10 protein-coding genes are annotated in these 11363 nt (G+C 43.6%); 7 read left to right on the forward strand and 3 right to left on the reverse strand.

Features of this window, described 5'->3' with window-relative positions:
- Window positions 1-439: 439 nt before the first annotated feature.
- Together KDK15_RS03015 and KDK15_RS03020 are read left to right on the forward strand one after the other, a co-directional pair.
- On the forward strand, window positions 440-1828 hold the full coding sequence (locus KDK15_RS03015) for a hypothetical protein (RefSeq protein WP_257293888.1): 1389 nt from the start codon (window positions 440-442) through the stop codon (window positions 1826-1828).
- Window position 1829: 1 nt separating this feature from the next.
- Window positions 1830-1985, forward strand: coding sequence for a DUF480 domain-containing protein (locus KDK15_RS03020; RefSeq protein WP_257293889.1), 156 nt, complete (start codon window positions 1830-1832; stop codon window positions 1983-1985).
- A gap of 25 nt (window positions 1986-2010) precedes the next feature.
- Here the strand turns inward: KDK15_RS03020 and KDK15_RS03025 are convergent, their stop codons facing one another.
- Window positions 2011-3012, reverse strand: coding sequence for a hypothetical protein (locus tag KDK15_RS03025; RefSeq protein ID WP_257293890.1), 1002 nt, complete (start codon window positions 3010-3012; stop codon window positions 2011-2013).
- 191 nt (window positions 3013-3203) lie between these two features.
- Here KDK15_RS03025 and KDK15_RS03030 point away from each other — a divergent pair, with 191 nt between their 5' ends.
- Complete coding sequence (locus KDK15_RS03030; RefSeq protein WP_257293897.1) at window positions 3204-3410, forward strand: lysozyme inhibitor LprI family protein; 207 nt, start codon at window positions 3204-3206, stop codon at window positions 3408-3410.
- 207 nt (window positions 3411-3617) lie between these two features.
- Here KDK15_RS03030 and KDK15_RS03035 read toward each other — a convergent pair whose 3' ends face one another.
- Window positions 3618-4076, reverse strand: coding sequence for a hypothetical protein (locus tag KDK15_RS03035; RefSeq protein WP_257293891.1), 459 nt, complete (start codon window positions 4074-4076; stop codon window positions 3618-3620).
- A gap of 101 nt (window positions 4077-4177) precedes the next feature.
- Between KDK15_RS03035 and KDK15_RS03040 the strand changes: the two genes are divergently transcribed.
- The 3 genes from KDK15_RS03040 to metE all read left to right on the forward strand — a co-directional run bounded on the left by KDK15_RS03040 (window position 4178) and on the right by metE (window position 7837).
- The gene (locus KDK15_RS03040; protein ID WP_257293892.1) at window positions 4178-4309 is read left to right on the forward strand and encodes a hypothetical protein; all 132 of its coding nucleotides are present in this window, start codon (window positions 4178-4180) and stop codon (window positions 4307-4309) included.
- 121 nt (window positions 4310-4430) lie between these two features.
- Window positions 4431-5447, forward strand: a complete 1017-nt coding sequence (locus tag KDK15_RS03045; RefSeq protein ID WP_257293893.1) for a M48 family metallopeptidase — start codon at window positions 4431-4433, stop codon at window positions 5445-5447.
- Window positions 5448-5545: 98 nt separating this feature from the next.
- On the forward strand, window positions 5546-7837 hold the full coding sequence (metE, locus tag KDK15_RS03050) for a 5-methyltetrahydropteroyltriglutamate--homocysteine S-methyltransferase (RefSeq protein ID WP_257293894.1): 2292 nt from the start codon (window positions 5546-5548) through the stop codon (window positions 7835-7837).
- Between the two features lie 173 nt (window positions 7838-8010).
- Here the strand turns inward: metE and KDK15_RS03055 are convergent, their stop codons facing one another.
- The gene (locus KDK15_RS03055; protein ID WP_257293895.1) at window positions 8011-10149 is read right to left on the reverse strand and encodes a hypothetical protein; all 2139 of its coding nucleotides are present in this window, start codon (window positions 10147-10149) and stop codon (window positions 8011-8013) included.
- Window positions 10150-10462: 313 nt separating this feature from the next.
- On the opposite strand from KDK15_RS03055, the gene KDK15_RS03060 reads away from it, so the two are divergent.
- Entirely contained in the window at window positions 10463-11284 is an 822-nt protein-coding gene (locus tag KDK15_RS03060; protein WP_257293896.1) for a M48 family metallopeptidase, read from the forward strand.
- The last annotated feature ends 79 nt before the right edge of the window (window positions 11285-11363 follow it).

The following is an 11363-nucleotide window of genomic DNA, read 5'->3' on the forward strand; positions in this document are numbered from 1 at the left end:
CCTGCTGGATGTGAAACAACCTATTTCTGCCCGGGATCATGAGAGTTTGATGGGGGGCTAAATCTGTGGAGAGGTTCGGTATGCATTCCCACGGAGGACTATGAGAACGAGGCGCAAAAACGCTGCTGCTCCCCGGTTTAGCAATCAGTGGGGGGAGCTAATGACATTGGGTTTTGTTCTAATTTCAAGTTAAATGTCATTTTTTTTATTTTCTTTAACAGGAATTTTATTCTCTTGTTTTTCATGCATGACTGGTCTTTCTTAAGCTAACATGATCTGGTTATTTTCTATGTATTAATCCAAGATTTTTTACTTATGAAGTTACTGAGAGTTTTTTTAATGTTTAATGATCTTTCTTAAAATAAAAAATTGTCCTGTCGAAGTTTTTTTGTCTATTTTTATTAGCCTAAAGAAAAAGTAATATACAGAGGTTTTAGCTATGGACACTAAAGGTCATCAATCAAATTCTGTTAATAACCAGCGGGTGACCTATCCACCACAACCGCCTTTTTCCTCATCAGACACATGTCGATCACCCGCTGGCTCTGGTAATCGAGAACAAGTGAATTACTCTGGATTCACCCTAAACTCACATGATCCCAATATACAGCATATGGCAAATGTTCCCGGTGACCGTTCAAATATCAACCCGGCTCACGGGAGAAACGTTGATTTTCTGCCACAAGGTGCTGTATCACCCGCTACTGTTCATCCTCAACTTTACCCGGTTCTTCCTCCATACTCGGATCCTCCGCCTCCATACCCCGGAATCAATTACCAACATTCCGGGTTTGGCTCTCAACCATCAATGGCCACCTCGCTTCCCTTTCCGATAGAAAGGTTTCAGCGCGAATTTACTCCTGAGCAGCAATGTGCGATATCAAAGGTGCTGGGTGGTTCAATAAACGGATCAATCTGGCTGGCGTATCGACTGGCTGCCCTGAAAAATTATGAGCTGCATTTTATCATTGATAACAGTATTTCAATGGATACTCGGGATGGCATGGTGCATCCTGTGACCGAAATGAAAATGACCAGGCTGGAAGAGGCGGTTTATCGGTTGGGTAATGTTGCAGATTTATTAGCTCATATTCCGGTGATGGGAATAAAAATTCAAAGTTTTACTGAGGAATTTCTGCCAATTGATACCCGTGGAACACCAGCCGCGATTGCGATGCAAATGAAGAGGTGTCTGGACAGTATTCTCTGGGGTGGTAGAGAAAGTTCTACTCCTCTTTATCCTGCTATGTTGCGAACTATAAAAGAGTCCGAACGCTCCCCGCAATCTCCCCCCCGTATTATCTATGTATTTAATGACGGTGAGCCCAATGAAGGAGGCTCTAAAGATCGTATTTTTGACTTGCTGCAACACAGAAAGCCTGAGAGGAGTCCGGTATGCCTGGTTGCCTGTACTAGTGTGAGGCCTGCAGTCAAGTGGATGAACGAGGCAGATGAGCAACCAAACGTTCATGTCGTTGATGATTTTCAAGCAGAAATGAGAGAAGTGAAGGAGCACCAGGGAGCAAGGTTTCCCTTTACCGAAGGTTTTTACCTTATGTCCACTTTGCTTGGGCCCATCGACCCACTTTTTGATAAAGCTGATGAAAATCACATTTTTGATTCTGCTGATTATCAGGAGATCTGTGGCCGTAAAATATCGCGAGCGGAGTATGACTTATATCAAGAAGAAGCTTATCAACTACAAAACAGTCATGCCAGAAATGAAGCTTATCGACGGCAAAACAGGTATGCCGAAAATGAAGCTTATCGGCTACAAAACAGGTATGCAGAAAATAACGACAATAATGATTCCTGTTTAATTTCATAGTGTGATTGGTTGCCTGCTGGAAAAAGAGAGTGCGATACCAGATCAGTATCCTCTGTCGCTTAATACCCTGAGCAATTCAAACAGCGGCTGGGAAAAATCCGGCAGCCAGCGATATGCCGCTTCCAATAGCAGCTTGCCAGCAACTTTTGACAAATAACAAAGGATAACCATGACCTAAATTGTTATTTTTTTCCTGATGGAGGATAGACTCCTATAAGTCTGGAAAAAACCTCCTCTGCCTGTTTAATCTCTTTTTCTTCAAAGCCCTGGGTCATAGAGGGCTTAAGACTGTTAAACCAGCGTTTCATGCTGGTTCTGAGCGATGCCAAATCCTGCCAGTGATTACTTCGACGAAATATAAGCTTCATTGTATTTTCAATGTCTTTTTTTGAGGTTGGCTCTTTCAGGCAGGCTTTAATAATGTCTTTGACCGCATTTAATCTTTCTCTTTCACTTTTAATTTTAATTTTACATCGACCGGTATTAGGTTTTTTACTGCAAGTTGCCTTTCTTCGTTTAATTGGCAATGAGCTCGTTTCTTTTTCTGAGCGTAATCTATCTTTGCTTCTGTCTGGAGAGGTTGTTTCCGTTAAGGTATCTTCCCGAAATCTACGAGGTACCATTCGAGCTGACCTTCGGCATCTTAAGAAACTGGCTTCAGAGTTTACTGCATGGGGAGCTGCTTTTACTCTAACGGGTATAGCATTTCGTGCTGCATCTATACCTTTAATATTATTGTATTCTTCTGAATGAACTAATTTTTTCAGAATTGCTATGGTCTCATCTTCATCATCACTAGTGACTCCAATCGTATCGGTAATATCACGAAAAAGGCCTTTGTGGGTATGGCTGAAAATTCGCATCAAACTACAAAAGTCTGAGACTGTAATATGAGAATGCCTATAGTAAGGTTCATCCGGAAGTTTGCAACTTCTACTGCCCGTTTTTGAATAAAAGCTGCTAGAGCAAAACTTTGAGAACTCAATGACGGTTCTATCTTGTGGTGATATATCTCTGGGCCTTGACTGCTCTGCGCCTTGTGACTCTGAATCTTCTTTTGGAATGAATCTAACTGATTCTGCTGTTTTTACCCGGCCATTTTTCGTGGCTTGTCCATGGAGTTCTTTTGCAAGAGGTGGTTGGGTATTGGTACCAAGGCTAATTGATGGGGTGAAAATATCCATAGTAACGAACTGTGGTAAAGTTTATGAAAAAAATAATATTAAGTTGGTTATTTTTTTTAGTGAAAAGTTCCTTAACTGGTGAAATCTAATTTTATTTATTCATATTCAAGTAAGTGTTTTAGAAAAAAGATTGTGTAATACAGGGTTATTTCACCTATCCGGCAGTCTACTCCATATCTGTAGTTGCAGCGATTAAAGCGGCCCAAAGCCACTGGGAGAAGTACTATAACTCCCATTGTGACTCAGTGTATACGCAGTGGCGAGAAGGGACGGTTCGGACAGTGATGGCAGTTTCCTGTCAAACAAAACTGACCCGGCAGAGAACCCATGAGTTGTGGGCAAACTTCCTGACATTTATGGACAGTACACCCCCAGTGCTGCCTGAACCAAACCATTAACCGGTATAAAAAAGTCAGCTTCTGTCCTTCAATCAGGAATTATCATAGGGATGAGCCTGCAGTGAATGTCAGGCAGTCCAATCGATAAAGGCTTGTATATTGGGCAGACTGTTGGATAAGGCGCTTCTCGCAACTGGAAAGAAGAGCGTTGCACCCGGGCATGGCCGGTCCCCGGCTTCTTTGGGAGCGGATGGGTGTCAAGGGCAGCTAGCTGTTTTTTCGCTGTCTACAGTCTGTGGATAATTGATTCAGCATTGCAGGCTGGTCAGTTACCACCGTTGGCTGGTTGTTTATCAGTTCGCCAGCAATTTCCTCACTATTCATTGTGCATCCATAATCAATATCTGTTTGCTCCCCGGACAATTGCTCAGGCTTTTTCTCTTGTTCGTTGTTACTGTTGAGGACGGCCATCATCATTTCAGTTGTATATTGGCTATGGGCAATATCGCGTCGATACAGAGCAATATTGATGATTGCAGCACCGCAACATGACAAACAATCAAGATGAGGAACGATAGGATTTTCCGATACTGCCATGCCTAAATACAAACCAATTTGGCCGCAAAGGGCTGATTTACACAACAAATGTCCGTCCACATAGTCTATCCAGTTGGCGGATGGTACATTCAAGTGGTTGGGCGGCGCTTTTGGGTATGTTGTCTCCATTATTGGTAATTCCTATTGATTAAGTTGAAATTTCAGACTTTCTTTTCAGAAAAAAGTTCAACCCGTCTGGATTGAAAGACCTCTGTTTTTCAAGGAGATACTTGGCAACCCACCTGAGTGTTGCCCAGCTGATGATCCACAACAAACCATTCAGAATTTATGTGGACAATCTTGTGGATAAACCGTTAGGTGATCAAGGAGGGCATGAATTCATGGGGCGCCATCAAGATTGATTGTTTTTTGATCAGATTGAATAGATAGAATGATGGAACCAATCAATTTTTTTTTTGTCTGACTGATAGTAGTTCGAATCATCTTTGAGGATTGAATGTGTTTTTCAGGGTCAAGTACTTATTGATAATCTCAATATCTTTTTGTATATCCTTTTTCTCCTGCTTTACCAGCACTTATGGGAATGAAGATATTCACTCCTTTAATCAAGACGATATCATTATCAACAAACTCCATCGGGTTGTTGACAGAAGCCTGCTTGAAGAATTTGAAAATAATGGCCTTGCATCTGTTGCCAGTGGTATTGTTGGTTCGATGATCGGGGTGAGCTGGAGTGGTCTTAGAAAAGTCATCACAACAGGCAGTGCCAGACCACTATTTATTGATCTTACTATCAGCGCATTGCTCATCGGGGCTGCCCGGGGGACGCTTTCAGTTGTCTCCCGAACTTATTTAAGGACGCCTTTTGATTACCTTTCCCGACCACTAACCTGGGTATTTTACAAATTTACACAATTGCAGGACTGGGTTTTGCATGAAGAGACATCCTACGAACTGGAACAGAAATACTCCGCGTTTCTTGACCCTGTTGCCGAACGCTTAAAGGTCGTTGTTGAGCAGGTTTTTGATATCCCTGCGGATTATTGGACAATTATCGCCATGGATATGAGTTCCCCCAATGCCTTTGCAACCAGTGGCTTTAATATTGTGATTTATCATTCGATCTTTCCTATGGCTAAAAATCAGGCCGGCATGGCCTGTATTCTCGGGCATGAAATGGGGCATGTACTGGCAAAGCACGTGGGGCAGAGGTTAAGTGATGTCATTTTTCTGAATAAGCTCGCCCTCGCCAGCATTCCTTTTGCCAACTCCATTTCCCAGAATCAGGAAACTCAGGCTGACGAAATAGGCATCTATCTGACAGCATTGGCTGGATATGATCCTTCGGAATGCTCCAGAGTATGGGACAGAATGACCACTTTTGGTGGAAATCTGCGTGAAGTGGTTAATATATTCCTTTCAACACATCCGACCAACAAGACTCGCATGAATGCTCTGAAACACCATGGAAATGCTTTACAGGAATATTATTTGAATAAGCCAGAGGTACTTGGTCTGGGGCTGGAATATTCGCTGTAAACGGGTAAAGATTCAATCCTAACTCTCTCACAGAATTGTGACTACTCTTTGATTAATCCTGAAAACAATCAGTCTGATGATTAGTCCGGAGTTATTTCATGATTACTAGCCATAACCTTGGATTTCCACGTATAGGCGCTAACCGTGAGCTGAAGAGGGCTCAGGAAAGTTATTGGCGTGGAGACCTGTCCAGAGCGGAACTTTTAGAAGAGGGTCGTCGTCTACGTAAGCGGCACTGGCAGCTGCAGAAAGAATCAGGCCTTCACCTGATTCCGACGGGGGATTTTGCCTGGTATGACCAGGTGCTGAACCACTCTCTGATGCTGGGTGCGGTGCCGGAGCGATTTTCGGAAGCGGACCCTGGTGATATTGATACGCTATTTCGTATGGCCCGTGGTCGAGCGCCCACTGGAGAGCCCGCTGCTGCCTGTGAAATGACTAAATGGTTTGATACTAACTACCATTATATAGTGCCAGAGTTACACAAAGGCCAGAAATTCCAGCTGTCTAACGTCGCTATTCTGGATGAAACCGCTGAGGCTATTGAACAGGGCCTGAGGGCAAAACCGGTACTGATTGGCCCACTGTCCTGGCTGTGGCTTGGTAAAGTTAAGGGCGAGTCTTTTGACCGACTGGAATTGCTTGACAGTCTTGTCGAGGTTTATGGTCGCGTTCTGACCAGGTTGGCAGAAATGAATGTGGAGTGGGTACAGATAGATGAACCCATTCTGGTTCTGGATCTTCCCCGGGAATGGCATCAGGCGTTTGAATCTGTATATAACCGACTGCAGAGTTGCAAGGTAAAAATTCTATTGGCCAGCTACTTTGGCGGTCTCAATGGTACCACGACCACGGTGGTCAATCTGCCAGTGGATGGTCTTCACATTGATCTGGTTCGAGACCCTGATCAGTTACCGGCACTGCTTGACCGCTTACCCGCCTACAAAGTTTTATCAGCGGGTGTTGTTAATGGCCGAAATATATGGCGTTCAGACCTGAAGCAGATAGTGCAGCAACTGAAGGAGGCAGAGGAGCGGCTGGGAGACCGGCTGTGGGTAGCGCCCAGTTGCTCATTACTGCATGTTCCGGTTGATCTGGAACAGGAAACCGAGCTTGATGATGAGCTGAAATCCTGGTTTGCCTTTGCCATGCAGAAGTGTGAAGAGGTATCCGTTATCGGTCAGGTTTTAGCCGGAGGGCAACAGGCACAGGATCCGGCTGTGTTGAAATTGATTTCTGAGGCGGAAAAAGTGGTATCTGCCAGGCAGCAGTCCCAGCGGGTTCATAATACAGCGGTAGAACAACGGGTGACAACACTAAAAGATGACAGGGATATTGATCATCGTCATTCTCCTTATGCGGTAAGGGCAAGGTTACAGCACGAAAAACTGAATCAGCCTGAATTTCCTACAACCACCATTGGCTCTTTTCCCCAGACGCGGGAGATACGACAGAAGCGCTCACAGTTTCGTAAAGGGGAGCTGGATGAGCAGTCTTATATCGAAGCGATGCAAGCGGAAATCCGCAATACCATTAAAAGGCAAGAGTCGCTTGGTCTGGATGTTCTGGTCCACGGCGAAGCAGAACGTAATGATATGGTTGAATACTTTGGCCAGCAGCTGGAAGGGTTTGCCTTTACTGCCAATGGCTGGGTGCAGAGCTATGGCAGTCGCTGTGTAAAACCACCCATTATTATTGGTGACGTCAGCCGCCCTGAGCCGATGACCATTGCATGGAGCCGTTATGCCCAGGAGCAGACCAGTCAGCCTGTTAAAGGCATGTTAACCGGGCCGGTTACCATTCTTTGCTGGTCATTTCCAAGAGATGATGTGAGCAGAGAAGCGTCCTGTCTGCAGTTAGCGTTGGCCTTAAGAGATGAAGTTGTTGATCTGGAGAAGGCGGGTATTGGCATTATTCAGATTGATGAGCCAGCCATTCGGGAAGGCTTGCCTTTGCGAAAAGCAGACTGGCCTGTTTATCTGGAGTGGGCGGTGAAGAGCTTTCGCATTGCTGCCAGTGGCGTAAAAGATGAAACCCAAATCCATACCCATATGTGTTACAGCGAGTTTAATGACATTATTGAATATATTGCGGCCATGGATGCGGATGTCATCACGATAGAAACTTCCCGCTCAGATATGGAACTGCTGGATGCTTTTGAAGCGTTTGAATACCCGAATGAGATTGGCCCTGGCGTTTATGATATTCATTCACCCAATGTGCCCAGTATCCAGTGGATTCAACAGCTGATGACTAAAGCGGCACAGAAAATTCCCAAGCAGCGTTTATGGGTAAATCCGGACTGTGGCTTAAAAACCAGAGACTGGCCGGAAGTAGAAGAGGCTTTGAGAAATATGGTGGCAGCTGCAAAAATATTAAGGGCCAGTTAAGCAGCAGTTCTACTCAAAGAGAAAAAAGCTGGGTTCTGAAAAATAAAAATGTAAAAAATGCCCAGCTTTTTTTCCTGAATTGACTTATGATTCTCTGTATTTCTTATTAAGCTTGATCAGGTCACCTGTAGTGGGTGAAAGATTTAACCTTATATTAGTGGCTAGTCTCAGATTTAAGAAATATTGTATCCTCTCTTTCCTTTTCTAGGTTGACTATTTTTTAGAGTTTCTTTTAATTGATGTATTTTGTCATCTGATATAGATATTTTGTCAATCATCAGACTACGTTCGGCTTCTAAATAGCGGAGTTTCTGTTCAAGGTCAGTAACTTTTTTTTGTTCATCTTGAAAAGCAAATTTCACCAGGTTCTCTGACAGTTGATCTTTTTTCTGGAGCAGTTCATTCTTTTTTTGAAGTATTTCAAGCTCTTGTTCAAGATTTACTGACTTTCTCGATAGTTGCAGATTTTCCTTTCGTGCTCCATCTAAAAGAGATTGAGTTTGTATTTGTTGACGTTCCAGGGTTGTCTGGCTCCTCTGTAGGTTAGCAAGCTTTTGTTGTTCTTCTTGCAAAGCAAATGTCATCTGGTTCTCTACCAGTTGTTTTTTATGGTGAAGTTGTGCATTCTCTGTTCGCAGCATCTCAAGCTCATTTTCAAGATTACATACTTTTTTTGATAGTTGCAGGTTTTTGTTTATTACTTCATTTAAGACAGTTCTAGTTTGCATTTGTTGATGTTCCAGGTTTGCCTGGCTCATCTGTAGGTCAGCAACCTGATTCTTTAAATAACTTATCAGTGGGGCATTTTGGGGGGCTATCTGTAACACCGCTGATGTTGATGCTAATGGCAAAGTTTCTGCCATATCATACAGTGCAACCTCTATCCCTTCAGGGTTGAGTTGTTGAAAGCCAAAGGGTGTTGCCTCATTTCCTGAAGATGGCTTGCCCCAAGTCTGATTTGGTACAGCCCTTATCCCTTCATGTCTGTGTTGTTGGAAGAAAAAGGGTATTGCCTCATTTTCTGAAGAGGGTACTCCCTCGGTTTGAGGTTGCACAAGGGAGGAAGAGGTAGAAGAAGAGTGGTTATCCTCCATTTGTTGACAAGATGTCCATTGGAAAATTTCCTGTGGAGCAACGGCCTTCATCATAGATAAGTCATCTGCTGGATAAGGCTCTTCATTGGAGTCAGTTTGTGGTTTGTATACCCCGATATCAGGAAGAGGGGGACCTGGTAGGCAGGTATAGGTTTGCACCTGTTTGTTTTGCTCCTGTCCACTTGGCACAGGGGGGTATGGGCATGGGATAACAGGAGAATGGGTACCTTCAGTAGCCTCCAGGCTGTCCCATGGGTATTCATCAGTGGTTTTGAGCTGCTCTCTTTCATGGCATCCCAACTCATATTCAAGAAACTGTGAAACAGGCGCTGCAAACCAGTTTGGCTGAGAATGCTCGAGTGTTTTTTCCATTTCTTCTGGTTTTTGCAACGTTTTCTTTATCAATGGGGAATTAACCTGGTTATCACTGTTTGCAGACTCTTTAAGGGTTTGTGATGAATCAAAAGTAGCTGTTTTTACATTTATTTTTTTTTCTGCTTTTTCACCATTTTTTTCTCCTGAACTTAATCCCTGTTTTACTCTTGAAGATGAATTTTGGTTTAGCTGGTTTTTTGATGTTTTTAATTGTGGGTTTCCAGTGATAAATGATAAAAAATTCTGAAGCGTGGTAAGCTCATTTCTTTTCTGATAGGACGTTCCTGGAATGTGTTTGCTCAGTTCATTAATTAGTTGGCGAATTTCATTTCGACGACTGAATTCTTTATGATTCTTTATCAGCCTCTTTTCTTTTAATTCGATATTAGCCGATATTTTTAATGTTTTTATATCTTTACTTTTAGGGGGGATATGGTTTGGGTAAGTTTTCTTTTTTGCAACAAAAATACAGGCTGATAATAATTTTTTTCTTGTCGGATTATTGATTAAGGGTGTTATATCTCTGACAGCATGTTCAATGTCTGTATATAATTTGGACAGTTTTTTTCTTCTCCTCTGCTCTGAGGCAGAATGTCTTTTCTTCTTCAGCTCTTCATTTGTTATTTGATCTGCTGAGGGTGCCATTTCCTGAATTGGCTCATCAACAGATTGCTGAGTGTAAGCCCTCAAAAGTGGGCTTTCACTCTGTGCTTCTGGCATATACCTGGTTGGGGTAATGCTGGTGACAGTAGATTTTGATGGTTCCGCTTCCTGATGGGATTGTGTTAGCAGTTCAACCACAGGAGGTTGGGGTTGATAGGTTTTAGATAGAATGCCATCCATTTTATTACCTTTAATAGTTTTTAGTTGCCAGTTGTAAGTAAGAAAATCAGGGGTGGTAGAATCAGCTGATATTTGGTGTATAAGTGTTTTGAGGGTATCTTTACCTATAAAAGTTAGCCATATTTATTTGAAGCAATCAGGGATAAAAATATTCTGAAATTGTATAAAAGGGTAATTTTAAATTATTCTTCTTAAGCCCGTTGTCAATGCCTCTGGTGAATTGTGCAATAACTTGCTACCGGATACCGCTATAGCCGTGATTTTGGTTTAATGGCAGACTGATCAGAATGACGTATTGAAGAAGGTAATTGGGATGAAGTGGTTAAAAGCTCTGGGCGTTAGCCTGGGTATTTTTCTGGCAGGGTGTCAGACGGTATCAACAACCAACTCAGGGGCTATTGGTGTCCACCGTGAGCAGAAAATGTTCTCTCTGCTCTCTGAAAGCCAGGTGAATGCCATGTCTGCCGAGGCTTATCAGGAAGCGCTGAATAAAGCCCGTAAAAAAGATGTGTTGAACCGGAAACCTGCAGACGTGAAACGTCTGCGTACGATTGCTGACCGCCTGGTGGCCCATGTTGGCGTGTTCAGGCAGGATGCCCAAAGCTGGCAGTGGGAAGTTAACCTGATGATGGATAAACAGCTCAATGCCTACTGCATGCCCGGGGGCAAGATTATGTTTTATACCGGCATCATTGACACCCTGAAGCTGACGGATGATGAAATCGCCGCCATTATGGGGCACGAAATGGCTCATGCGCTCAGGGAACATGGACGGGAGGCTATGTCTCAGGCGTATGCGGTGCAGTTGGGGCAGGATACCCTGGGGATTCTTCTGGGTGTCAGTCCTGAGGTAATGAGTGTTGGCAGTACCGTAGTAAATTATGCGCTTACCTTGCCTAATAGTCGTACCAATGAGGCCGAGGCTGACCTCATCGGTCTGGAGCTGATGGCCAGGGCTGGATACAACCCAAGGGCTGCCGTCAGCTTGTGGAATAAGATGTCAGCGCAGAGTGATGGCAATGTGCCGGAATTTATGAGCACACACCCGTCCCACAATACCCGTATTAATGGGTTGAATGCCAATATTGTGAAAGTGGATCATCTCTACCGGCAGGCGATCAGCAAAACCAATTAACCCACAGGTGATACTGGATTGGCAGCCGCTCCTGAAAACTTGCTCAAACCTACTCAAAGTTATCTAAACCTGAGCATTT

The sequence above is a fragment of the Endozoicomonas sp. YOMI1 genome, from assembly GCF_024606345.1.
Classification (GTDB): Bacteria; Pseudomonadota; Gammaproteobacteria; order Pseudomonadales; family Endozoicomonadaceae; genus Endozoicomonas.

Excerpts from the sequence above, each read along its gene's own strand:
- KDK15_RS03015 (WP_257293888.1), top strand. The coding sequence starts at position 440 with ATGGACACTAAAGGTCATCAATCAAATTCTGTTAATAACCAGCGGGTG.
- KDK15_RS03025 (WP_257293890.1), bottom strand. The coding sequence starts at position 3,012 with ATGGATATTTTCACCCCATCAATTAGCCTTGGTACCAATACCCAACCA.
- KDK15_RS03035 (WP_257293891.1), bottom strand. The coding sequence starts at position 4,076 with ATGGAGACAACATACCCAAAAGCGCCGCCCAACCACTTGAATGTACCA.
- metE (WP_257293894.1), top strand. The coding sequence starts at position 5,546 with ATGATTACTAGCCATAACCTTGGATTTCCACGTATAGGCGCTAACCGT.
- KDK15_RS03055 (WP_257293895.1), bottom strand. The coding sequence starts at position 10,149 with ATGGATGGCATTCTATCTAAAACCTATCAACCCCAACCTCCTGTGGTT.
- KDK15_RS03060 (WP_257293896.1), top strand. The coding sequence starts at position 10,463 with ATGAAGTGGTTAAAAGCTCTGGGCGTTAGCCTGGGTATTTTTCTGGCA.